The 23,860-nt window shown below is 60.3% G+C and carries 17 protein-coding genes and 1 pseudogene; 12 read left to right on the forward strand and 6 right to left on the reverse strand.

Annotation, left to right across the window (positions count from 1 at the left end):
• The first annotated feature begins 18 nt into the window (after positions 1-18).
• The 11 genes and pseudogenes from HKN06_00155 to HKN06_00205 all read left to right on the forward strand — a co-directional run bounded on the left by HKN06_00155 (position 19) and on the right by HKN06_00205 (position 13,630).
• Positions 19-1,704, forward strand: coding sequence for a bifunctional diguanylate cyclase/phosphodiesterase (locus tag HKN06_00155; protein ID NNF59717.1), 1,686 nt, complete (start codon positions 19-21; stop codon positions 1,702-1,704).
• 154 nt (positions 1,705-1,858) lie between these two features.
• Positions 1,859-3,631 (forward strand): S8 family peptidase, encoded by a 1,773-nt coding sequence (locus HKN06_00160; protein NNF59718.1) that lies wholly within the window; start codon positions 1,859-1,861, stop codon positions 3,629-3,631.
• A 139-nt stretch (positions 3,632-3,770) separates the two neighbouring features.
• Entirely contained in the window at positions 3,771-7,058 is a 3,288-nt protein-coding gene (locus HKN06_00165) for a diguanylate cyclase (protein NNF59719.1), read from the forward strand.
• A 123-nt stretch (positions 7,059-7,181) separates the two neighbouring features.
• Positions 7,182-8,564 carry a Na(+)-translocating NADH-quinone reductase subunit A gene (locus HKN06_00170; protein NNF59720.1) on the forward strand — a complete coding sequence of 461 codons (1,383 nt, stop codon included), beginning with the start codon at positions 7,182-7,184 and terminating at the stop codon, positions 8,562-8,564.
• Positions 8,564-9,775: an NADH:ubiquinone reductase (Na(+)-transporting) subunit B gene (locus HKN06_00175; protein NNF59721.1), complete on the forward strand. Its 1,212-nt coding sequence runs from the start codon at positions 8,564-8,566 to the stop codon at positions 9,773-9,775. Before HKN06_00170 ends, HKN06_00175 begins: the two co-directional genes overlap by 1 nt.
• Positions 9,768-10,544: a Na(+)-translocating NADH-quinone reductase subunit C gene (locus HKN06_00180; protein NNF59722.1), complete on the forward strand. Its 777-nt coding sequence runs from the start codon at positions 9,768-9,770 to the stop codon at positions 10,542-10,544. The genes HKN06_00175 and HKN06_00180 overlap by 8 nt, the downstream gene beginning before the upstream one ends.
• Entirely contained in the window at positions 10,541-11,191 is a 651-nt protein-coding gene (locus HKN06_00185) for an NADH:ubiquinone reductase (Na(+)-transporting) subunit D (protein ID NNF59723.1), read from the forward strand. The genes HKN06_00180 and HKN06_00185 overlap by 4 nt, the downstream gene beginning before the upstream one ends.
• Positions 11,191-11,799, forward strand: coding sequence for an NADH:ubiquinone reductase (Na(+)-transporting) subunit E (nqrE, locus tag HKN06_00190; GenBank protein NNF59724.1), 609 nt, complete (start codon positions 11,191-11,193; stop codon positions 11,797-11,799). The genes HKN06_00185 and nqrE overlap by 1 nt, the downstream gene beginning before the upstream one ends.
• A gap of 10 nt (positions 11,800-11,809) precedes the next feature.
• On the forward strand, positions 11,810-13,033 hold the full coding sequence (locus HKN06_00195; GenBank protein ID NNF59725.1) for an NADH:ubiquinone reductase (Na(+)-transporting) subunit F: 1,224 nt from the start codon (positions 11,810-11,812) through the stop codon (positions 13,031-13,033).
• A 1-nt stretch (position 13,034) separates the two neighbouring features.
• Positions 13,035-13,142, forward strand: a pseudogene (locus tag HKN06_00200) (ApbE family protein).
• Positions 13,143-13,228: 86 nt separating this feature from the next.
• Positions 13,229-13,630: a CBS domain-containing protein gene (locus HKN06_00205; GenBank protein NNF59726.1), complete on the forward strand. Its 402-nt coding sequence runs from the start codon at positions 13,229-13,231 to the stop codon at positions 13,628-13,630.
• A gap of 5 nt (positions 13,631-13,635) precedes the next feature.
• Here HKN06_00205 and HKN06_00210 read toward each other — a convergent pair whose 3' ends face one another.
• From HKN06_00210 to HKN06_00235, 6 genes are all read right to left on the reverse strand, one after another.
• Entirely contained in the window at positions 13,636-15,729 is a 2,094-nt protein-coding gene (locus HKN06_00210; GenBank protein ID NNF59727.1) for an MtrB/PioB family decaheme-associated outer membrane protein, read from the reverse strand.
• Positions 15,726-16,661 (reverse strand): DmsE family decaheme c-type cytochrome, encoded by a 936-nt coding sequence (locus HKN06_00215; GenBank protein NNF59728.1) that lies wholly within the window; start codon positions 16,659-16,661, stop codon positions 15,726-15,728. The genes HKN06_00210 and HKN06_00215 overlap by 4 nt, the downstream gene beginning before the upstream one ends.
• A 63-nt stretch (positions 16,662-16,724) precedes the next feature.
• Positions 16,725-18,977: an OmcA/MtrC family decaheme c-type cytochrome gene (locus HKN06_00220; protein ID NNF59729.1), complete on the reverse strand. Its 2,253-nt coding sequence runs from the start codon at positions 18,975-18,977 to the stop codon at positions 16,725-16,727.
• A 188-nt stretch (positions 18,978-19,165) separates the two neighbouring features.
• Entirely contained in the window at positions 19,166-20,464 is a 1,299-nt protein-coding gene (locus HKN06_00225) for a cytochrome C (protein ID NNF59730.1), read from the reverse strand.
• Positions 20,465-20,594: 130 nt separating this feature from the next.
• Positions 20,595-22,691: a hypothetical protein gene (locus tag HKN06_00230; GenBank protein ID NNF59731.1), complete on the reverse strand. Its 2,097-nt coding sequence runs from the start codon at positions 22,689-22,691 to the stop codon at positions 20,595-20,597.
• Between the two features lie 40 nt (positions 22,692-22,731).
• The gene (locus HKN06_00235; protein NNF59732.1) at positions 22,732-23,343 is read right to left on the reverse strand and encodes a cytochrome c-553; all 612 of its coding nucleotides are present in this window, start codon (positions 23,341-23,343) and stop codon (positions 22,732-22,734) included.
• Between the two features lie 139 nt (positions 23,344-23,482).
• Here HKN06_00235 and HKN06_00240 point away from each other — a divergent pair, with 139 nt between their 5' ends.
• Positions 23,483-23,860, forward strand: a complete 378-nt coding sequence (locus HKN06_00240; GenBank protein ID NNF59733.1) for a nuclear transport factor 2 family protein — start codon at positions 23,483-23,485, stop codon at positions 23,858-23,860.

Consider the following 23,860-nt stretch of genomic DNA (forward strand, 5'->3'; position numbering starts at 1 on the left):
CGCCGCTAGAATCGCCACATGAGCCCCGATCGACCAGCTTTTGGCATGCTCGAGACCTTGCCGGATACGTTTATTGAAGTAGACGCAAAAGGCCTGGTGCAGGCGCACATCGGTGGCGGCAGGGGCGATACGGTGTTGCGCCCGGATACGCTGGATGGAAAACAGCTGCGGGACTGCTGGCCCGAAGCCGTAGCCACTGACTTCGTCAGGCAGGTTCGCAAGACACTCGCCAATCGGCAGCCACACACATTTAACCTGACACTTGACGATCCTGCAATTCGCTATGAAGCCAGGCTGTTCGTGCGCGGCCGCAACCGCGTGCTGGCTGTCCTGCGCAGACTCGAAAGTAGTGATACTCCGACATTTGTCGATACTTTGACCGGGCTGGCAACCTGCGACCGCTTCCTGATCGAGCTGGAACGGGTGCTGGAACAGGAACGACTCCGCGAGCGTCACCTGGCTCTGGTCTATGTCGATATCGACCGTTTCTCCCGCATCAACGAGTCGCTAGGCCGCAAGGCCGGGGACGACGTGCTGCGCGAGATAGCCGCTCGCATGCAAAAGTGCTTTCGCGATTCCGGTCAGCTGATTCAGTTGAGCCCATCAGACCAGTCCAACAGGCTGGCGCGCGTGGCGCGGGATGAATTTGTGCTGCTCCTTGCCGGCATTACCTCGCGTGATGAAGCGCGGCAGGTTGCCAGGCGGGTGCGCGAGTCGTTTGCCGCGCCGATAAACAGCAAGCATTTCAGTCTTGGCGTCGAGCCCCGCATCGGCATCGCACTGTTTCCACACGACGGCGACGATGCGGAGGCTCTCTTTAACAACGCTCGCGCTGCCGTGCGGCAGGCGCAGGACTATGCTGCAAAAACAGGGATCTTCTACTCCGACGCCCTGCTGGCCCTGGCGCAGGGGCAGGCCGACTCAGCGCAGGAACTGCGCTGGGCGATGGAACGAGGCCAGTTTGAACTGCACTACCTGCCACGCGTCAGACTCGCCGATCGCGCCGTGACCGGACTGGAGGCACTACTCCGGTGGCGCCACCCGGTACGCGGCCTGCTTGCTGCCGATCAGGTTGTACCCCTGGCCGAGACCGTCGGGCTGATGAACAAGATCTCATACTGGATCTTGCAACAGTGCTGCCAATTCGCCGGCCAGCTCGACACAACGATTGCTACCCGACCGGTGGTATCTACCAACCTGACCGAGGCGGAACTCGCGCTACCGGATTTGCCCGCCCGGATCGGGGCAACGCTCGACGCCGCAGGGCTGACGGGTGATCGGCTGCAGCTGGAATTCACCGAGGCGGCCCTGATGCGCCACCAACAGGCCCCGGCAACGCTGCGGCAGCTGAAAGCGATGGGTCTGCACCTTGTCCTGGATAACCTGGGCACGGGGCATGTCTCGCTATCTGAACTGTCCACTCTGCCAATCGATGGCGTCAAGATTGATCAGAAAATCACGCAGAAAATTGACACTGATATCACATCGCGCCGACTGTGCGCCGGAATCATTGCGCTTGGCCGTGAACTCGGGCTGGCAGTGGTCGCGGAGGGCATCGAAACCGATGCGCAATACGCTTTTCTGCGTGAACACGACTGCGACGCCGGGCAGGGATTCCTGTTCAGTCAGCCGTTGCCGCCAGATGCCGTAGGCAACTTCCTTGCGACTTGTGCTGTTGACTCGACCGAACCTGCTGTCGGTTAGCCGGATTCTGTAAGATCGACGAGCCCACGCTCGTTTAACACGCGGTTATGTGACGCAGCTCACACTAATGCCGCCCGCTGTGTTCTAGCCGTTAACGGCGATAAGTGGCTGTTTTTGATTAAATTGCGTCCACAGATCGAAATCAGGACACAGGATGTACCGCAAACGCTTTATCAGCTCGCTTCCACTGGCCGCCCTGCTGGCGCTCGGCCTGGCGTCATCGACGCCGGATCACGCAGACCGCAGCAGCGCCATCACCAGCTATATCGTGCAGGGAACGGACTATCACGAACTACTCGCTGCTGTGGAAGCCGCCGGTGGTGAAGTTACCCATGAGCTGCCGGTCATTGACGCGCTCGGCGTCAGGCTGACTGCCGAAGAAGTCAATGTGCTGAAAGAGTATTACCCGGCACTGCGGCTGCATGCCAATGCGGTTGCCGAAGCAGCGGCGCGCAAGCAGAAAGAGCGCGCCCCCGTGGAGGCTACATCAGACCCGGAACCCGAACCGACTACCGATGAAGTCCCCGGCGACGCCTTCTCGCACTATCCCGCGCTGATCGGCGCCGACCGGCTGCATGCCCAGGGCATCACCGGCAACGGGGTCGGCGTGGCAGTCATCGATTCAGGCATCTACACCGGCCCGGGGCTGTCCGGCAACACCAATGGCAAATTCCGGATCAAGGCGGCTTACGATGCCCGTACCGACCGCCTCACGACCGGCTCCTACAACAAGCGCAGGGGCTACTCCGGTATGGAGGAGTTTGATAACGACGACAGCGGGCATGGCTCGCACGTCGCCAGCGCCGGCTTCAACAGCAAGCTGTCCAATGCCGGCAAGTACAACGGCATTGCACCGGACGTCGACCTGGTTTCGGTGAAAGTGTTCGACGCCGAAGGTCGGGGTACCTACGCCGATGTGATACGCGGCGTGCAGTGGGCGATCGACAATGCCGCCACCTGGAATATTCGGGTCATCAATATGTCGCTGAGCGCTGCGCCACAGTCGCATTATTGGGAAGACCCGCTCAACCAGGCAGTGATGGCCGCATGGGATGCCGGCATCGTCGTAGTAGCGTCGGCCGGAAACACCGGCCCTGAAGCGCAAACCATCGGTGTACCCGGCAATGTGCCCTACGTTATTACCGTCGGCGCAATGACCGACAACGACACGCCGGCTGACCCGACCGATGATCGTCTCGCACGATTCTCTTCAGCGGGCCCGACATTCGAAGGCTTCGTCAAGCCGGAAGTGGTGGCGCCCGGAGGCCACATCATGGCGGCGATGGAGGGTGACTCGCAGATCGCGCTGACCCACCCCGAGTTTTACAACGGTGCATCGTTCTTCTCGATGTCCGGTACTTCGCAGGCAGCAGCCATTGTCAGCGGCATCGCGGCACTGGTTCTGCAGGCCGAACCGGGACTGACCCCGGACCAGGTCAAGTGCAAGATCATGAGCAGCGCACGGCCCGCGCTCGATGACGACGGCACGCTGGCTTACAGTATTTTCCAGCAGGGTGCCGGTCTGGCAAATGCACACGACGCCGTGTACGCCAGCAACTATGACTGCGCCAACAATGGCCTGGATGTTAAAGCCGATCTCGACGGCAGCATGCACTTTGGTGGCCCGGCCAACCAGAATGAAGAAGATGACTTTTACCTGATGGACATGGATGGCTACCTGTGGCGCAACGGCGGCGTCTCCGGCCAGGGCTACCTGTGGTCGAACGGCTACCTTTGGCGCAACGGCTACCTCTGGTCGGCGGGCTACCTGTGGACCAACAGCGTCAACGCCGATGGCTACCTGTGGCGCAACAGCTTTGCCGAGTCGAGTGGCTACCTGTGGCGCAACGGCTACCTGTGGTCAAACGGCTACCTGTGGCGCAACAGCGAGATCGCGTCGATCAACAGCTGGGTCGAACAGGAATAGGGCAAAACCCGTACAGACGTTAAATTCGCGGGGGCCATACGGCCCCCGCTTCACGTTTTCGAGAGCTGAATCACGCCAGCAAGCCGGCGCAGATCCTAGAATTCATTACTGTTAAATGCTGAAACCCGGGCATCTGCGCATGTGTGCCAATCGAAATATCTGTCGTCTGTCTCTGGCGGCAGCCGCAGGGCTGCTGTTTGCGTCGTGGCTGGATGCTGCCCCGGCCGCGGCCGCGACCGATACAACCATGCGCTTTCAGCGTTACTCGATCGACGACGGCCTGTCGCAAAGCAATGTTCAGGCGATCGTCCAGGATCACAGCGGCCTGCTGTGGTTTGCGACCGAGAACGGCCTCAACCGTTTCAATGGCTATGACTTCAGTGTTTACCGGCGGGATCGCTCTTCTGACACGGCGCTGGAGAACGACTTTATCGCCGATCTCGCTGTCGACGAAAGCGGAAACGTCTGGGTGGCAACTGATGGCGGTGGCATTGCACGGTGGAATGCCGTCACCGATGGCTTCGAAGTTTTGCAGCACGTACCGTTTGACCCGACGACGATTGCCGACGACAACATACGCGCCGTACTGGCCGCCCCGGGCGGCGTGGTCTGGGTCGGCACACGTGGCAGCGGCCTGAACCGCATTGACACCGCTACCGGCGCCGTTACTCACTACAGTCACGACCCCGGTAATCCCGGTTCGCTGAGCAGCGACGAGATCTATGCGCTGGCTTTGGATGCATCCGGCGCACTGTGGATCGCAACTCAAAATGGCCTGAACCGGCTCGAGCAACAAGCTGGCGCGGTTACACGCTACCTGCATGATCCCGGCGACCCCGCCAGCCTGGCCGACAGCATCGTCGAATCGCTGTACGTTGATGCCGCCGGCACGGTGTGGGCCGGTACTTTCAAGGGCGGCCTGAGCCGGCTGGATGCCGAAACCGGAACTTTTGTTCACCACCGTCACAACGCGACCGACCCGGCAAGCCTTAGTAACGACAGGGTGCAGGTGCTCTACGAAGATACAGGCAGGCGCTTCTGGGTTGGTACCGCCGCCGGCCTCAACCTGATGAACAGGGAGGCTGGCACCTTCACGCGCTACGGCCATGACCCCGCCGATGACACAAGTCTTAGCGGTGACAACATCATGTCGCTGTTCCAGGATGCCAGCGGCGTGCTGTGGGTTGGCACAAAACTCAATGGCATCAATGCATGGAATCCGCGCTCCTGGTCTTTCGGCCACCACGCAGCCGACGCCGGACTGAGCAGCCCCCTTATATCTGCATTCGCCGAAAACGGCAGGGGCGAGCTGTGGATCGGTACCTTCGGCGGTGGGCTGAATGTGCTCGACCGGTCAACCGGCGCGATGCGCCACATTCGTGCCGCGGACTCTGATCTCGGCGACGATCGCATCATGGCGCTGCTGATCGACTCGGATGGCACCGTGTGGGCCGGCACCATGGGTGGCGGGCTGAATCGCATAGATACCGCGACCGGCGAGATTCGCACGCTGCTGCATGAACCGGGCAACGGGAACAGCCTGCCCGCTGACGGCATCATGTCGCTGTTTGAGGACAGCGCCGGTTACATCTGGGCCGGCACTTTTGGCGGCGGCGCCAGCCGCTTCGACAAGGCGGCGAAAGCCTTTACCAATTTCGCGCCAGAGCCGGGGAACGACAGCAGCCTGTCGGCAGCTCGGGCAACAGCCATTACTGAAGACCAGTTCGGCATAGTCTGGGTCGGTACCGACGGCGGCGGGCTCAACGCACTCGACGGTACATCCGGACGTTGGCAGCATTTCCGGCATGACCCCGACAATCCGGCCAGCCTGAGTGCCAATACGGTCTACTCACTGCATGTCGACAAACAAAACCGTGTTTGGGTTGGCACCCGCGCCGGACTTGACCGGCTGCAGCGTGACCCCGAGACCGGCGCACCAACCGGTTTCAGCAGCATCACCCAGAATGACGGGTTGGCCAACGACACAATCTACGGCGTACGGTCTGACCGGGGTGGCAACATCTGGATCAGCACGAACTACGGGCTGGCGCGACTGGATCCTCGCAGTGGTGATATCCGAAATTTCCACCGCATCCACGGCCTGCAGGGTGAGGAATTCAACTTCGGTGCCCACCATGCGAACGAACACGGTGAGTTGTTCTTCGGCGGCACCAATGGTTTTAACGTCTTCAACCCGGCCGAACTCGAACTTGGATCAAAAGCGCCCGGGGTGATACTGACGTCTTTTTCCAAGCTGAACCAGCCCTTCGATGCTGCCATGCCGATCGAGAAACTGCCCCGTGTAAGTCTCGACTATGACGAAAATATGGTGACTTTCGAATTTGCCGCCACGGACTTTGTCTCGCCGGCGCAAAATCATTATCGCCATATGCTGGAGGGTTTCGATCGGGACTGGGTTAATGCCGGCACGGAACGACGCATCACTTACACCAACCTCGACCCCGGCAACTACGTGCTGCGGGTAAAAGCGGCCAACAGCGACGGTGTCTGGTCGGAACCAGGTATCGAGATACCGGTGTCGGTGGCGCCTGCGCCTTGGCAGACATGGTGGGCCTATCTGCTCTACGCGCTCGTAGTTGCCGGTGCCATCGTCATGTTGGTCCGTGTACAACAGCGCAAACTGGCGCGCGAAGCAGAATACAGCCGGCGCCTCGAATCTGAAGTCAATGACCGCACGCAGGAACTGGCAGAGCGTAATGAGCAGCTACAGGTGGCCAACAGTCGTCTGCATGAAGCAAGCCACACGGACGCGCTGACCGGACTGCGCAACCGGCGCTACCTGTTCGACGAGATTACCCGGGATATCGATCTGGTTCATCGCCACTTCGACAAGGAGGCGAAGGGGCGGCGCAGCACGTTCAATGACGATATTGTGTTTATTGTTGTCGACCTGGACAACTTCAAGCCAGTGAACGATATTCTCGGCCACCAGGCAGGCGACAGGCTGTTGCTCACAGTATGCGAAGCACTCGTTAACGCATGTCGCTCATCGGACATTGTTATCCGCTGGGGTGGTGATGAATTCCTGGTTGTTGCCCGCGAAACCAGCCGGGTCGAAGCCACGCAGCTGGTCGAGCGGATTCGCGCGAACGTGGAAAACTGCGCTGTAGAACTCGACAATGGCCAGGTCGCCAGAACCACCTGTTCACTGGGTTTTGCAGCCTATCCGTTCCTGACAGATCAACCCGACCTGCTCGACTGGCAACAGATCCTGTGGGTTGCCGACGTCGCCATGTACCGCGCCAAGGCTGGGCGTAACGCCTGGTGCGGCATTTACGGCTCGGAGTGGACGGGCACCGCCAAGGAACTACTCGAGCAGCTCAAACTCGACGCGGAGGGCCTGGCTGAAAACCGCCAGGTCCGGATCGTCGATGCCACGACCCAGGGCGCAGAGCGCATAGCCTGACCGGCTATCAGCTGACAGTGCCGCCGCCCGCGCCGTGCCGGCAGGTGGTCTCCGTACATTTACCTATCGGCCCTCTTCCCTACTGACGCTATTCTCTAGTTTAATACGTTGCGGACGGCCAGAATGGCAACGCCGCCGGGGCACAGGGGGACAGTTCTGAAGCAGCGCAGAGATATCCGGATCCGCCGCGGTCTGGACGTTCCAATTGCCGGCACCCCAAAACAAGAGATTCTGGATGCGCCGGCAACCACAACCGTGGCTCTGCTCGGTCGTGATTACCCCGGACTGCGCCCTGAGTTGCTGGTCAGACCCGGCGACAGCGTCACGGCCGGGCAGCCGGTTGCGCGTGACCGGCGTCACCCCGATTTTGTCCTGACGTCACCCGGGAGCGGCAGCATCGAGGCCATCCAGCGCGGTGCACGCCGGCGCCTGACCTCGATCGTCATACGATTGGCCAGTGGTGACCCGGTTACTTTTCCAGCGATTGATCCAGCGGCAGGTGACCGTGCATTGCTGCAGCAACGTCTGCTGGAATCAGGATTGTGGTCAGCTTTCCGCACCAGGCCGTTTTCTCGCATTCCGCAGCCTGGTGCTGAACCGGCAGCAATTTTTGTAACAGCTATCGACACAAACCCGCTGGCCGCAGACCCTGCCATCGTTCTTGACGGGCAGCACGATGCGCTGCGCGATGGATTGACGACGCTGGCACAACTTACCGACGGCAGCGTTTATTTCTGCCGCGGGCCCGAATTGAAACTGGAGCTGCCCGCGCTGCCGCAGCTCGTCGATGCCGTGTTTCGTGGTCCGCATCCAGCCGGCCTGCCCGGCACCCACATTCACTTTCTCGAACCTGCGGGGCCAGCCAGATCCGTGTGGCATGTCGGTTACCAGGATGTCGTGGCGATGGGCAAACTGGTACGTCACGGCGAGTTGTCGCTCGAACGGGTTATCGCAATCGGTGGTCCGTCCGTCGCGCAGCCGCGCCTGCTGCGCACCCGCATCGGCGCAAGTACGGACGACCTCGTCGCCGGCGAACTCGAGCCTGGCCCGTGTCGTGTTGTCTCCGGGCCATTGCTGTCGGGACACCGGGCCGCAGCTGACGAGCGTTTCCTGGGTCGTTATCACCAGCAACTGATCGTGCTGCCGGATGGCGGCGAGCGTGAGTTCCTTGGCTGGATGGCACCGGGGCTGAAAAAATACTCCTCTATCGGCGCATTTGCCTCCAGCCTGTTACCGCGACGCAACTTCCGCCTGACTACGTCACTCAACGGCAGCGCCCGCGCTATCGTGCCGATCGGCAACTTCGAAAAAGTCATGCCGCTGGACGTGCTGCCGGTGCCGTTGCTCAAGGCCCTGCTGGTACGCGACGCTGACAGTGCCCGCGAGCTCGGCGCGCTGGAACTCGACGAAGAAGACCTCGCGCTGTGCTCTTTTGTCTGCTGCAGCAAACACAACTACGGCCCGGCGCTGCGCCACGTGCTGGACAAACTGGAGCATGACGGCTGATGCGTTTTCTGCGCCGACAAATTGACCGCATCGAACCCTGGTTTCAGCCCGGCGGGCGGCTGTCGTCGTACAGCGCGCTGTATGAAATGGTAGACACGCTGTTCTACACCCCGGCAGACACCACCAGGCTCGCTCCACACGCCCGTGACGCAGTCGATCTCAAGCGGGTAATGATTATCGTGTTTATCGCGGTAATGCCCTGCGCCGTCTTCGGTATGTGGAACACCGGTTTTCACGCCAATGCCGCTATTGCGGAGCTGGGCCTGTCCGGCGCTGCCGGCTGGCGCGGCTGGCTGCTGGACCTGTTGGGTGTCGGCTATGACCCGGGCAATGCTTTCGCCTGTTTCATGCACGGGCTGCTGTATTTCCTGCCGATATACATCGTCACTATGGCAGTCGGCGGTTTCTGGGAGGTGCTTTTCGCACTGGTACGTGGCCACGAGGTCAATGAAGGCTTTTTCGTCACATCGATCCTGTATGTGCTGATACTGCCGGCGACTACACCACTGTGGCAGGTAGCTCTCGGCATCACTTTCGGTGTGGTCATTGCCAAAGAGCTGTTCGGCGGTACCGGCAAGAACTTCATGAACCCGGCGCTGGCAGGGCGCGCCTTTCTGTACTTTGCCTATCCGATACAGATGTCCGGCGATGCCGTGTGGGTGCCGGTCGACGGCTATACCGGCGCCACGGCACTGGCAGTTGCTGCCGAGAATGGCGTCGACGCCGTAATCAGCAGCGGCATCAGCTGGATGGATGCTTTCATCGGGCCGATCCAGGGCTCACTCGGTGAAACTTCGGCGCTGGCCTGCGTAATCGGCGGGCTGATTGTCGTGTACACCGGTGTGGCCTCATGGCGGATTATTGCCGCAGTCATGCTGGGCATGATCACCACCACGCTCCTTTTCAATGTCATCGGCTCTGACACCAACCCGATGTATGCACTGCCATGGCACTGGCATTTCGTGCTGGGCGGCTTTGCCTTCGGCATGATGTTCATGGCCACCGACCCGGTCTCGGCCTGCCAGACCAATATGGGGCGCTGGATATTCGGTTTCCTGATCGGCTTTATGACGATAGTCATCCGGGTTGCCAACGTGGCATTTCCCGAGGGCATCATGCTGGCAATTCTCTTTGCCAATATTTTTGCACCGTTGATCGACTACTTCGTTGTCCGGGCCAACGTGCGCCGGCGGGAGCGCCGCAATGCCTGATTCCGGCAACAGCATTCGCCAGACGCTGCTGGTTGCGCTGAGCGTCAGCCTGGTCTGCTCGATTATCGTCGCAACGGCGGCGGTGCTGCTGGAACCTCGCCGTATCCAGAACGAACAGCGCGCAATTCGCTACGACATCCTCGATGTTGCCGGCAAGCTCGATTCTGCTGCGGACATCGATGAAGCATTCGCCGCAATCGAAACCCGGCTGGTACAGCTCGAGACCGGCGACTACGCTGACGGGGATCCACAACAATTCGATGCGCGCGATGCGGCGCGCGATCCTGAACTGGGTATCGCGGTGCCGCCGGACCTCGATGTTGCCCAGATCGACCGCCGTGCACGGTTTGGCAAGGTCTACCTGGTGCGCGATGGCGCCACGCTGGAGCGCATTGTGCTGCCGATTCATGGCTACGGCCTGTGGTCGACGATGTACGGCTTTGTTGCCGTTACGCCAGACGCGCAACGCATCCTTGCAATCAAGTTCTATGAGCACGCGGAAACGCCCGGACTGGGTGACCAGATCGACAACCCGAAGTGGCTCGCCTCGTGGACCGATACGCTGATCTATGACGACAGCGGTGCAATTGCCGTTGAAGTGATCAAGGGCGCCGTGCGGCCGAACGATTCGCGTGCGGATTACCGGATTGACGGGCTGAGTGGCGCCACGCTGACCGGAAACGGCGTGAGCAACACCGTACGTTACTGGCTCGGCCAGCACGGCTACGGACCCTACCTGCAGCGGCTGAAAAGCGGGAATGAAACATGAGCAATCGTTCTGCCAAAACGATCATCGAGCCGATCGTCGATAACAACCCGATTACTTTGCAGATACTCGGCGTTTGCTCGGCGCTGGCAGTCACGACCTCCCTGCTGCCGGCGCTGATCATGTGTGTTGCCGTGATCGCCGTAGCAGCCATTGCCAACACGGCGATCAGCGCGATACGCACGCATGTGCCAACAAATATCCGCATCATCGTGCAAATGACGATCATTGCGTCGCTGGTAATCGTGGTCGACCAGATACTAAAAGCTTATGCCTACGAAACCAGCAAGCAGCTGTCGGTCTTTGTTGGTCTGATCATCACCAACTGCATTATCCTCGGCCGCGCCGAGAGTTTTGCCATGCACAACCCGGTAGTGCCGAGCCTGCTCGACGGCATCGGCAACGGCATTGGCTACAGCCTGGTGCTGATAATCGTCGCCAGCACGCGTGAGCTGTTCGGCGCCGGCACGCTGCTCGGCTTTACCGTTCTGCCCGCTGTCAGCGACGGCGGCTGGTATGTCCCGAACGGCATGATGCTGTTACCACCGAGTGCGTTCTTCGTCATTGGCCTGTTGATCTGGGCGGTGCGCAGCTGGAAGCGCAAACAGGTGGAACAGCCGCAGTTCCGCATCCACGAGGAGCGTGTCTAGTGGGCGCTTACCTGGAACTGTTTGTCCAGGCGGCGTTCGTCGAGAACCTGGCGCTTTCGTTTTTCCTCGGCATGTGCACCTTCCTGGCGGTATCAAAACGCGTCGACACCGCAATCGGCCTGGGTATCGCAGTTATTGTGGTGCAGATCATCACCGTGCCGGTTAACCATCTGCTGTATGTGCATGTGCTGCGTGATGGAGCGCTGCACTGGGCGGGGCTGGGCGAACTGGACCTGAGCTTTCTTGGCCTGGTCACCTATATCGGCGTCATCGCCGCCATGGTGCAGATCCTCGAAATGATACTGGACCGGTATTTTCCCGCACTGTTCCAGGCGCTCGGTATATTCCTGCCGCTCATTACAGTCAATTGCGCCATTCTTGGCGGCACGCTGTTTATGGTTGAACGCAACTACACGCTCGGCGAGAGCGTCGTTTACGGCATTGGCAGCGGCGCCGGCTGGGCGCTTGCGGTGATTGCGCTGGCCGGCATCCGCGAAAAAATGCGTTACAGCGATGTACCGGCAGGCCTGCAGGGTCTCGGTATCACTTTCATAATCGTCGGGTTGATGTCGCTTGGATTTATGAGCTTTTCGGGAGTGCAGTTCTGATATGAGCGGCATGGCCCAAATCCTGATCAGCGTGCTGTTTTTCGCCGGCATCGTGCTGTCGCTATCGATACTCATACTGCTTGCACGCGCCCGGCTGGTGCCCGGCGGCAACGCCGAAATACTGGTTAACGATGAGCGCAAGCTGGATGTCGCGGTCGGCGACAAGCTGCTCAACACGCTGTCGAAGGCGGAGCTGTACCTGCCATCGGGCTGCGGCGGCAAGGGTACCTGCGGACAATGTCGCATCCAGGTATCCAGCGGCGGCGGCGGCGTGCTGCCCACCGAAACCGCGTTGCTCAGTCACCGTGAAATCGCCGCGGACACGCGCCTGGCCTGCCAGGTCACGGTGCGTGAGGACATGCACGTGCGGGTTCCTGACGATGTCTTCGGCGTAAAAAAGTGGGCCTGCAAAGTACGATCGAACAACAATGTTGCGACCTATATCAAGGAGCTCGTGCTGGAATTGCCGCCGGGTGAGCCGATGGATTTCCACGCAGGCGGCTACATCCAGATTCACTGCCCGGCATTCGACTTACGCTTTACGGATTTCGACATTGATGAGCAGTTCCGGGCGGAGTGGGAGCGCTACCAGCTGTGGCGTCATTTTTCGGCGGCGACCGAACCGACGACACGTGCCTACTCGATGGCCAACTACCCGGGCGAGACCGGCGTCGTCATGCTCAACGTTCGCATCGCCACACCGCCGCCCGGTCTGGCGGACGATGTCCCTGCCGGCATCGTGTCGTCTTATATTTTTGGCCTGAAACCAGGAGACGACGTTGAGGTATCCGGGCCGTACGGCGAATTTTTCATCCGCGATACCGAACGCGAGATGGTTTACATCGGCGGCGGTGCCGGTATGGCGCCCATGCGGTCGCACATTCTTGACCTGCTGGAACGACAGCACTCAAAGCGCAAGATCAGCTACTGGTATGGCGCCCGCAGCAGTCAGGAGCTGTTTTACGTCGAGGATTTCGACCGTCTGGCCGCCGCCCACGAGAATTTCCAGTGGCACATTGCGCTGTCTGACCCGCGGCCGGATGACCAGTGGAGTGGCCATACCGGATTTATCCACGACGTGGTTCGGCGGGCCTACCTTGAAGATCACGAAGCACCCGAAGAGTGCGAGTACTACATGTGTGGTCCGCCACTCATGATCGCCGCGGTAATGAAAATGCTCGACGATCTCGGCGTGGAACGCGACAGCATCCTGTTTGACGATTTTGGTGGTTGATATGTGGATTTTCCTGTTCAGCTTCCTGCTTTTTGCCGCCGCCATGGCCGGCCTTGCGGTGGGCATGCTGGCCGGGCGTGGCCCGCTCCGCGGCTCCTGCGGCGGCCTGAACCTGGCCGACGGCACCCGCATCGATTGCGGATATTGCAAACGCACCGGCCGGCCCCGGCCCGGTTGCCCGCGCGGAGACAGTCAATGAATGCAACACGACTTACTGCTCAGGATTTCATGATCACGTCGATCGTGACCTTTTCACCCGACACCGAAATGATGGATGCACTGCACGAACTGGTGAGCAAGGAAATCTCCGGCGCGCCGGTGCTTGATGAACGCGGTAACCTTGTCGGCCTGCTGACCGAGCGCGACTGCCTGGGCACGGTGCTGACTGCCGGCTACCACGGCGAGGCGGCCGGACGGGTAGCCGAATACATGAGCCGCGACGTTGTTTCGGTCGATGCCGACGCCAGCCTGATGGATATCGCCGAACGCTTTTCGCAGACGCCATACCGGCGCTTCCCGGTAATGAAAAACAGCCGGCTGGTCGGACTGATCAGCCGTCGCGACGTACTGCGCGCGGTGATGTCGCTGGCAGGCTAGAGCAGCTACTCGTTTGCTGCGCGAGGCGCGAGCGAGTAACGGAACGACAGGCTGAATATCCCACCGCTGTATTGCGGGCTCTCCGCGCCCAGCGCCAGCAGGGACTGCAGGGTGTCCGGGGCCAGCCCGTCCAGCATCCAGTCATCAGTTGTCAGCCGCTCGTGGTAATACGCGATACGCATGCTGTAACGATCATTCGGACGTATATCGGCAAACAGCCGTGCGCTACGCAGGCTGACATCAAGATCCGGGAAATTATCGAGTGGTGCAGCGGTGCGGCTCAGCGCAATGCGGCCAGTGGCATTGCTGTAAAGGTATTCGAGGCCGAAATCTATTTTTTCACGCAGCTGCGGCCAACGCAGCGCGATGCTGACGGTGTCGATTTCGTCTTCAACTGTTGCGACCCAGTCGCGGCTGGCGAAGCCTGCGCTGCCGGCCTGCTGTGACTCGATCAGCTCACGGCCATAGTAAAGACTCAGCGAAGCGGCTTCGCCCAGCTGCCATGCGCCATCGATATTGACCCGTTGTGAATCCGACGTCAGCAGCCCGATCACGGATCTGTTGTAGTCCTCTTCAGCGCTTTCGAAGCTGAAGCCAACATCGACGCGCTCGGAGGGTGCCGCGCTGATGCTGGCCTGGACGAACTGGCGGTCGCGGTCAGCAAGATTGTACTTGCGCAACAACGGATTCTGCGCGGTGACCGGGTCGCCGGGCAGCAGATAGTCGGAACCCTTGCGCTCGTCCTGGCCAAATTTCACCGACATGGCAGAAATCTTTTCGGTCTGGCGCAGCGTCGCGCCGAACCAGCCGCCATGCTCCTCGGTCGACTGTACTTCCTGGAAATCCCGCTCGATCTCCCGATAGCGATAGCCGCTGCTCAGCGTCAACTCGCGATTGAGCTTGTAGTTGCCGCGCAGCCGTGCACGCGAGCGCTTGAAGCTGTAGGGCACGTTGCGGCGAATGCCTGCGGCAAAAAGATCTGACTCCACGACTGCGTAGTCGTTGCGCGGCGTACTGTTATCACGATCATCGACATTGATATCGGCACGCAAACGCAGGCGCCGGTTGGGGCGCGTGTTAAGGCGCAGGTTAAAACGGCGCGTATCGACTTCGCCGCCCAGCGAGCTGGCTGGCAACAGTGCGCCGGCGAGCGTGGCGTTGATGGTATACGGCAGGAATGTCTCATTCTGCTCGAGTCGGCCTACTGCGAGCAGCCCGGAAAGCCGGGTGGTCGGTGTCAGTCTTACCGCACCGGACAGGCTCAGCTGGTGGGCCTCGCTGTCCGGCGGCATGGCCGCACGGCCCTGGCTTGCTCCGGCAGCCAACGCATTGAACGGGTTATCCCAGGTCAAGGCCAGCGGCTGGCTGTCGAACATCGAAGCGTAATACGCGATCCGCGCATTAGCGCGATCGCCCGTGTAGATCACTGCAACGTCGATTTCATCGGTCGCATAATCGATGGGTTCCGGCAGCAACGTGCTCTGCGAAATAAAACTGCCGCCGTGGATGCCACGTCCGTCACGTTTTGCGCGCCGGTAATTAATTTCGTACCGCAGCCAATCGGATGGATCCAGCACCAGCAGATCAAACCGGACACTTTCCCGCTCGTGACCGATGCGCACCGGGTTGCTGCTGTCAGCCAGTCCGGTCATCGCCGCAGTCGAACCACCGCTCACCCAACCCGCGGGCAGCGACAGCGTGTCGATACCTGCGAAAGGCGTGACCGACTGGCCGTACAGCTGGTGCGGCAACTGATCAAGCATCAGTGAAAACCTCACATCCGGGCTATTCCACTGGAAAGCCAGCTCCCGCGCCTCCAGCCCCAGATCGCGGCCGACCAGTTCCCAGTAGCTGCCGCCCCTGCTCCAGTAGCGCAGATCGAGATCGCCGAGGAATATTGCACCGTCGCCATCGAATCCGCGGTAGTTGCCGAAGCGATAGGCATCTTCCGAAACGTAACCGGCACCGACATCAAAATCGAAATACAGCCCGCCGGGAATCGGGCAGAACCGGCACTCCCACTTCGAGGTATCCGGCGCGTCCTGGCTGTTGGCCGGCAGTGCCAGCAGGACAGCAAAAACCGCCAGCCAGCGCGTCATCGGGTTAACCCCGCACCGGACGGATGATTGGAGCCATGCACCTGCGAGTGACAGTTGGCACAGCCGTGCCCGCCGACAAAAGTACTGCCACCCTGTGCCGGAATGCCGGAGGAACTGCGTGCAACGCTGGGGTGGCCAGCTTGCGAATGGCATTGCTGGCACAACAGCGGCGCACGACGCGTCAGCATCGCCGGGTGATTGGATCCATGGCTGGCATGGCACAGCGAGCAGTCTTCGGCCACCGGGGCATGCTCCCACAGGAACGGGCCACGCTTTTCGGCATGGCACTGGTAACACGTGTCATTGACACTACCGCGACGTAACTCGGCATCGGCCAGTGTGCCGTGCGGGTTGTGGCAGGCAGTACAGGTCATCTTGCCAAAACGCAGCGGATGCGCGGAAAATTTGAAGCTGTCGGCCTTTTGCGAACGGTGGCATTCGTAACACACCTGCGGCTGGCTGCGTGTTTCCAGCACCGGGTCGCGACTGACGTGCACCTGGTGACAATCTGCACAGGAGACCTCGGCACTGTCATGCATTCCGCCGTGCCAGCTGGTGCCCACGGCAGCCTTGTGACAGCCCTCACAGACTTCATTTTGTTCGTTCACAGGGGTGGGCGAGCCTTGCCCGAAGCGTCGCAACCCCGGGCGCTCCTGGCCGCGCCTTACGCGCCCGGCATGCTCGCCGCCTGGACCATGGCAGGCCTCACACTGCAGCTGGCCAAACGGCGCACGCTCGTCGAAAGCGTTGCCGTGCGGTGTTTTGAATATGCCAAGCACCTGATATTCCGAGCCTTCGCCATGGCAGCGCAGACAGGTGTCAGCACCAGTGCGGGTATATTCCGGCTCTTTGTCATCGTCCTGGGCCGCGACCGGCGTCGTCACCAGCAAGGCCAGCAACAGTGCAGCCGCCCGCCGCCAGCGGTGTCTCATCAAGGCATCAGCCGGAACGGCCAGCTAACCCGTGCCCGGGTATGGGCACGGGCGCAGGCGAAATCAGAATCCATGCGCTTCGCGTACGTCAGAGCTGCCACCCTCGCCGTGACACAGCACGCAGGTCTCGAGCACGGTGCCCTGCGAAGCAGAAATCAGGGTCCCGTCGTCAGTCTGCATCGCATCGAAGGCGCCGCCGTTCTGCGTGATATGTGCCGTTGCAAGCGCACTCTCGTGACAGGAAGAACATACCGCCGCGTTCGGCGTAATGTTGATGTCGTCGCTCGGATCGCCCAGGTCAGCGCCCGAATCGATCGTGGTCGCCAGCACGTTCGAGCCCACCGGGTAGTACGTGCCTTCGAGGTGACACATCGTGCAGTTGCCAAGCGCGCCGGGGAAGATGACCTCACTGTAGTCATGTATCGACCCGCCAAACCCATAGACGATGTACGGATCCACCAGACCCGCGCCGGCGTGAATACGATGAATCATGCGCTTGAAGTCGACGCTTCTTTCGTCGAGACCGTCTGGCGCCGTACCGGCATCGACACCGGCTTCCATACGCGCACGGATATCAGTGGATTCAGCATTGTGACAGCCGACACAAAGCTGGTCGTTGTCGGTCCGGTTGTTGCCGTGCAGACTCAGCTGCTGGTGGCAGTCCAGGCAGTTCTCCAGGTCGACCACCTGCCGTCGCGGCGTGGGCGAGCTGTCAGTGATGGCGAAGAAATCAACCGCGCCGCCGACGGAAATCCTGTCCTGCGAACCATTGCCGTCGACATCTTCCGCGGGGTGGCCCTCTATCGCCACCAGGCCGGATCCGGTCACATCGAGCGGTATCGCCACGCCGGAGGTGATACTGAAGGTTCCGTCTTCGTTGTCCGTGGCGCCGCCAAACAACGGATTGAGGCTGACCAGCTGTGCCGGTGAACCGGGTCGGAAGCCGGGCACTTCGCTGCCGCTGCCGGTGTTCTGGTAATCGGTCGTCGACCACCCGATGTCAACAGCTATGCGGCTGGCACCACTGCCCTGCGTAAATGGCGCATCATTCTGGATGTCGTACGGTACATCGTTGTTGGTCGGATCAGTTACCGAGAAGGTCACGGTGGGAAACTCGCCTGGTGCGGTGTCGGTAATACCGAGAATATTGAACTGGTATTTTTCCGCCGCCAGCTGGTCGAGGATCGCATGCGATTCATCCACCGGGCCGACAAAACCACCATCGCTGTGACACAGCGTGCAGTCGGCATTGGTGGCGACCAGGTTGGCCTCGCTATGGCCTTCGCCGGTTTCGAAATTCACGTTGTCGTGACACGAACCGCAGGACTCGACTGTAGGTACGGTCAGCCAGTTCCCGGCGTCGGGCGCCTCGGGGTCACCACCATCGTGGCAGGTTTCGCAGTTGCGGATGTCCTGCGGGAACACGACGTCGGAATAATCATGCTCGCCTTCCCTGAAACCATAGATAACGTATGGCGTACCGGCAACGACGCTTGGCAGGTCTACACCCATGTGGATCTTGTGGATCATCACCGTCATGTCGACGGTGTTGCCGCTGTCCTGGTCGACTGAGCCGGGATTGTGGCAGACGACGCAATAACCCGTGTCAAAACGCCGCCCGCCGTGTTCGGCAAGGCGATTGTGACACTTGTTGCAGGTTGCCGTTGATACGATCTCGCGGCTGAATATCTCGCTGGTGGCGCCGTCAGAGGGTCGCCAGGTATAAACGGCGTTGTCAGTTGCCGTAGCCACATTGCGTAACTGGAAGGCGACCCTGTGAGTGAGGGTTGGGTCGAAAGGGACCGCTGCCGCATCGAGATCGGTGGCAAAAGTATAGGAATAACTGCCGTCGCCGTTGTCGACGAGAACACCATCGTCGCCGTCCTCGGTCGTGGCCTGCGTTGCCTCGCTCAGCACGTCGGGTTCTTCGCCATCGGCGGATTCGACGCGCGTAACGTAACTTTGCCACTCGCTCGAATTGCCGTCGATGCCCGGCACGAGACGCGCAATAGTAAAGTCAATATTACTTTCCGTCAGTCCGGTAACCGGAATACCGTTCTCATCGATCAGCGTGAAATTGACGACCGGCGGGCTGCCAATCGTCACGCTTGTAACCTGCCCGGTTAACGAGGATGCATTGCCCGCGTCTGTGGTTGCGCCCGGCGAGCCCGGTGCAGCCGGGCCAGCGGGACCGGTTGCGCCTGGCGGTCCCGCAGGTCCGGCTGGACCCTGCAAGCCATCATCACCTTCGCAACCGGCAATCGCCAGCAGAAAAACAAAAACCAAACCAAAACGCGATGCCGCCGATCGTGTCATTGCAACCCCCCATGCGCCCGGTTTGCTCCGGGGCTTTGAACCTGATTCTAGCCTCTGTCACCGGGCCATAAAACCCCGCGCGACTGCTACGTATTTATACCTACAGTCACGCAAACAGTAATCACAATCAGAATTGCGATCAGTTACTATCTGGATCGCGCCCACCGCGGGCCAGAAAACCGCGGAAATCAGGGTAAAAGCTGCTCCAGGATCGCCGGATTGCTCTCACGATCGGCAAGAATCGTGTGGCAGGTTTCGCAGTCTTTGGAAATGCGCTCGCGCTGCTCGGTGCGATGACGCCTGTCGTGACAGCGGAAACAACCCGCGGAATTGGTCTGATGGCCGATATGGTCCGGGTAGGTATCCCAGTAGACCTTCATCGACGGGAAGACATTGTTGGCATAGATCTCGCCAAGCTGCTGCGCTGCCCCGTCGATAGCATCCGGCGAGGCCGTGTGAACATCAGGGTATTCGTTGCGGTAGAACTCATCAAGCGCCGCAGCAATCTGCGTGCGTGCATCATCGTGAGATTCATAGTTGGCCTGCAGCGCAGCCATGCCTTCGCGACGGATGAATGGCAATTCACGGGCGATACGGCCCTCGCGCATCGCCAGGTCGAGCTCCTTATCAGGCTGGCGGTAAATGTGAGTCGGGCGATTATGGCAGTCGACACAGTCCATTTCGCGCCATACGGCATCGTCAGGTGCATCGCCGTTGCGATACACCCGGGTGCTGCCATCGGGCAGGCCCAACTCCACATCGTAGATCGTCTCGCGGGTCGCATCGGACAGGTACCGAATCCTGTTGTTGGGGTCCACATGCCAGTGGATGCCGCGCGAGTTTCGCCCCTGGATACCGCCAACTTTCAGCAGCAGCACCGATTTTGTTTCGGTATTGACTTCGTCTTCCTCGAAGTGCGTTGTCACCCGCAGCTTGTCGCCAACAAACTTCTCCGGCCAGTGACATTGCTCGCAGGTCTCACGCGCCGGACGCAAATCATGAATCGGCGTCGGAATCGGACGGGGATAGAGATCCAGCGCCACTGCAACCAGCTGCCAGGCACCGGTAATCTTTGATTTCACGAACCAGTCGGCACCCGGACCAATGTGGCAGTCCACGCAATCGACCCGCGCGTGCGGTGACCGCTGGAATGCGGTGAACTCGGGCTGCATCACGCTGTGACAGGCCATGCCGCAGAACTCGGTCGAGTCCATGACATGCACACCTTTATAGGTGGCGCCGGCGAGGATGACGATGTTAACCAGCGTCAGCCCCACTACCATTAAGACAATATTGCGAGTACGCGGCTGGTTAAAGTCAATTACCGGCAGTCTGGCTGCCTGCTCAACACCCGCCGCCCGCGCCCTGCGGGCCCGACGCCGCGCCAGAAACACGCCGACCGGTATCAACAACAGACCCAGCACGAATATTCCGGGCAGTATCAGGAACGTGAGGATGCCCAGGTACGGACCGCCGCTGAAACCCATCAGGTCCAGCAGCAGGAAAGTAAGGATCAGTACCGCGCCGGCGGTAGCAATCGTCGAACCGACCAGGCTCAGCCAGTTGCCGGTTACGGCCGCGAGAAAGTCACTGATCAGGCGTGGCGATTTCACTGCTTCATCCCAGCCAGGGAGCCAATACGCTCCAGAATATGGCTACCGCCAGCGCCAGTCCAATGAACAGCGCGGTAAAGCCAAACCACTGTGCGTTGCGCAGCTCTGCCGGCGTCGGCGGCTCAGCCATTGCGGATTCCAGCTCGCCACTGTCGACCAGCCGCTGGTATTCCTTTGGCCGCTCTTCCTTGAGTCGCGCCAGCGGCATGCGCCCGGTAAATATCACCGGGTCCATCGGGAAGCTCTCCGGCCGCATATGCGTGTGGAAAAAATGGAATACAAAAATAAATCCGGTTGCGAGCAGTGCCTCGTCGCTGTGCACTATCTGCGCCGCATTCAGTGTCCAGCCGGGCAGGAAACTCGTGAAGAACTGTGGAAACCAAAGGACAAGACCAGAGCCCCCGATAATGGGTATACCCCAAAACACCGCCATGTAATCGAATTTTTCCCAGTAACCCCAGCGATCTCCTGCCGGCTTTGGCCCGAGATACAGGAAGTAGCGCAGGTTTTTCAGCATATCTGTGATGTCTGACGGCTGCGGCACCAGTGAATTGAAGCCCCACAACAAGCCGCTCTCGCGTCGCCTGACAATTCGGCCAAACATATCAAACAGGTGAAACAGCGCATATCCAAACGTACCAATAGCGGCCAGCCGGTGCAGCGTGCGGGCACCGCCCACACCACCAAAAAAGCCGATCATGGTCTGCGCCCATTCGCTATGGTGGAATTTCAGCGGCAGCCCTGTCGCTGCCAGCAGCAGAAACGTGACGACTACGACCAGGTGTACGCGGATAGTTGTCGACGAGAAACGACGCACATAGGGTCCATCCATCACCGGTCGCGTCGGACGCTCGCCACCGATCAACGCGACCAGCGAACGTTGCAGCCACAGCAGATCGTGCAACGCGAAGAAACCAAACACCACCAGTAATAACCCTGTCATGAACAGCCAGACGTAAAACACCTCCGGGCTGCGCTTACGATCGGTCGGATCACTGTGCGGGTCATAACTTAAAAATGCCGCCGGCGCATCGCCATGACAGTCACCGCAGGTGGCAGCAAGGTTATCGGGATGCACGCTGGAGCGTGGGTCGTCTGCCGGCAGGTTGCGATGTGGTGTATGACAGTCCGAGCAGACTGCGGTCGTGACAAAGCCCAGGTTGCTGGCCTTGCCGTGAAAACCGTCGCGATAAGACTCGTAGACGCCACTGTGACAGCTACCGCAATTTTCCGGGAACGCCAGTCTCGAACCATTCCTTGCCGGGGCATCAACACCGTGCGAGTTGTGGCAGGTGGTGCAGACCGGGGCTTCCGTGTCGCCTGTTGCCCACGCCGCGCCGTGCGCGCTGCCCTGCTTCCAGACTTCGACGACGCGTGTATGGCAGCTGCCGCACATCTCTGGCGCGTTCGCATGCGAAGTTGGCGCTTCGGCTGCACCTGCCGCCACCATGGCGTGGGCATCGCCATGACAATCGGTACATGCAGGCGCGTTATCAAGTGCAGATACCAGCAGCGCGCGGCCGTGCACGCTGGTGAGATAGCCGTCCAGCAGTTCCGGCGGCTCGTCATGACAGCTGCCACAGGACTTGATCTGGTTGACTGCCGCTACCGGTGAATCGGCGCTGCCGTTACCCGGGATTGCATGCGGATCGCCGTGACAGCCGCTGCAGCCGGCATCACCATGAACACTGCGCCCGACAGTGCGGTCTATACGACGATGACAATCGGCGCAGATTTCCGCATCGGTCTGCTGCACCTCGTGCGCCGCCCCGTGGCAATCCGCGCAGGCAAACTCGCGGTGCGCACTGGCCGCGACGTGCGAGCCGGATTCATGACATTGCGTACAGACATCGTCGCCGGCAAGGCTCGCAAGATTTGAACGGCGATGCGGAGCGCGTTCCAGGTTGCTATGGCAGTCGCGGCATTCGAGCCCGGGATGTGCAGGCGAGGCGTGCTGCGTGTCCTCGTGACAGGCCGAACACGGCTCCAGCTCTGCGGCCGCCACAGGCGCCGCGATCAGCAGCAACAGCATCAAGGTCCAGAACGCGCGCATCTGTAATTCGGCGACCACCGGCGTCACGCCAGCAGCCAATTCCCCCATAACCGCTCAGTAACCGCCGCGACCAGCACGGCAGCCCACGTTATTGTTGACTGGCGTAAAAGTGCACCAGCGCTTCGGTGTCTTCTTTACTCAATTTGTCCATCGCTGATTTCATCGATCTGGGTTGCTCGCGATCGCCGGCAGCATATTCCGTAAACGTCCGCCGCAGGTAGCCCATCTGCTGGCCGCCAAGTATGCTGGCATCGTCTTCGGCTACCGTGCCGCCTTCCGTGTGGCATTTCTCGCAGCTGTTGTCATGGATTTCCTTCCCGGCGGCAACCAGCGCCGCATTGGTTTGCTGCTTCGCGGCCACAAACGGCTTGCCGGCATAGTACTGGGCAATGGCCTCCATATCGGCTTCGTTCATTGCTGCGGCAATCTTGCACATGTCGGTAGCCGGCCTGCTGGTGTCACCATGCAGATATTTTGATTGCTGGCACGGGCGCGCGCCGTCAGCATAGACAAACAGCGCATCGGAATGAACAAACTCGGAAATCCCTGCGATGGTCGGCATATCCGTGCTCGTGCTGACCCCGTCCGGCCCGTGGCAACCATCGCACCCGGCAACCATTGCCTGCACGTCGGCTTGGGCCGGGCCCGCAGCCAGGCCACAAAGCATCAACAGGCTGAGCGTCAATCTCACTGGGGTCATTCGTAATCTCCTGCCCGAACTTTAAAAACAGACCTTGGCGGAGCATCCGCCTGGTTGCTGTATCCCATTTTACCCGGCCGGCGCTGGTGGTGATATGCGGATTTATACAGCATGGCGCCTTCTGCCATAATTGGCCACCATGACCATCACCCCAAAGCATAACTGGCTGCACAGCCTGTTCGCCAGCATCGACCGCATGGACGCCGATGCCTTTGCCGGATTCCTCACCGAAGATGGCAGATTTACCTTCGGCAACCAGCCACCCGCCATCGGCCGCGCTGCGGTGCGCGATGCCGTCAAAGGTTTTTTTGCCTCGATCGCCGGGGTGCGACACCGCATCGACCGGGTGTGGGAGGACGAGGACTCGATCGTTTGCCACGGCGAGGTGACTTACGAAAAAATGGATGGCAGCAGCATTACGCTGCCGTTTGCCGACGTTTTCTATTTGCAGGGCGAGCTGATCAGCGATTACCGGATTTACATGGACGTAACGCCACTTTACGCCGAGTCAGGTTGA

The organism is Gammaproteobacteria bacterium, assembly GCA_013003425.1.
Classification (GTDB): Bacteria; Pseudomonadota; Gammaproteobacteria; order Steroidobacterales; family JABDKV01; genus JABDJB01.

What these genes read in the sequence shown, in the direction of transcription:
- HKN06_00155 (NNF59717.1), top strand. Translation starts at nt 19, where the DNA reads ATGAGCCCCGATCGACCAGCTTTTGGCATGCTCGAGACCTTGCCGGAT.
- HKN06_00160 (NNF59718.1), top strand. Translation starts at nt 1,859, where the DNA reads ATGTACCGCAAACGCTTTATCAGCTCGCTTCCACTGGCCGCCCTGCTG.
- HKN06_00165 (NNF59719.1), top strand. Translation starts at nt 3,771, where the DNA reads ATGTGTGCCAATCGAAATATCTGTCGTCTGTCTCTGGCGGCAGCCGCA.
- HKN06_00170 (NNF59720.1), top strand. Translation starts at nt 7,182, where the DNA reads ATGGCAACGCCGCCGGGGCACAGGGGGACAGTTCTGAAGCAGCGCAGA.
- HKN06_00175 (NNF59721.1), top strand. Translation starts at nt 8,564, where the DNA reads ATGCGTTTTCTGCGCCGACAAATTGACCGCATCGAACCCTGGTTTCAG.
- HKN06_00180 (NNF59722.1), top strand. Translation starts at nt 9,768, where the DNA reads ATGCCTGATTCCGGCAACAGCATTCGCCAGACGCTGCTGGTTGCGCTG.
- HKN06_00185 (NNF59723.1), top strand. Translation starts at nt 10,541, where the DNA reads ATGAGCAATCGTTCTGCCAAAACGATCATCGAGCCGATCGTCGATAAC.
- HKN06_00195 (NNF59725.1), top strand. Translation starts at nt 11,810, where the DNA reads ATGGCCCAAATCCTGATCAGCGTGCTGTTTTTCGCCGGCATCGTGCTG.
- HKN06_00205 (NNF59726.1), top strand. Translation starts at nt 13,229, where the DNA reads ATGAATGCAACACGACTTACTGCTCAGGATTTCATGATCACGTCGATC.
- HKN06_00210 (NNF59727.1), bottom strand. Translation starts at nt 15,729, where the DNA reads ATGACGCGCTGGCTGGCGGTTTTTGCTGTCCTGCTGGCACTGCCGGCC.
- HKN06_00215 (NNF59728.1), bottom strand. Translation starts at nt 16,661, where the DNA reads ATGAGACACCGCTGGCGGCGGGCGGCTGCACTGTTGCTGGCCTTGCTG.
- HKN06_00220 (NNF59729.1), bottom strand. Translation starts at nt 18,977, where the DNA reads ATGACACGATCGGCGGCATCGCGTTTTGGTTTGGTTTTTGTTTTTCTG.
- HKN06_00225 (NNF59730.1), bottom strand. Translation starts at nt 20,464, where the DNA reads ATGGGTTTCAGCGGCGGTCCGTACCTGGGCATCCTCACGTTCCTGATA.
- HKN06_00230 (NNF59731.1), bottom strand. Translation starts at nt 22,691, where the DNA reads ATGGGGGAATTGGCTGCTGGCGTGACGCCGGTGGTCGCCGAATTACAG.
- HKN06_00235 (NNF59732.1), bottom strand. Translation starts at nt 23,343, where the DNA reads ATGACCCCAGTGAGATTGACGCTCAGCCTGTTGATGCTTTGTGGCCTG.
- HKN06_00240 (NNF59733.1), top strand. Translation starts at nt 23,483, where the DNA reads ATGACCATCACCCCAAAGCATAACTGGCTGCACAGCCTGTTCGCCAGC.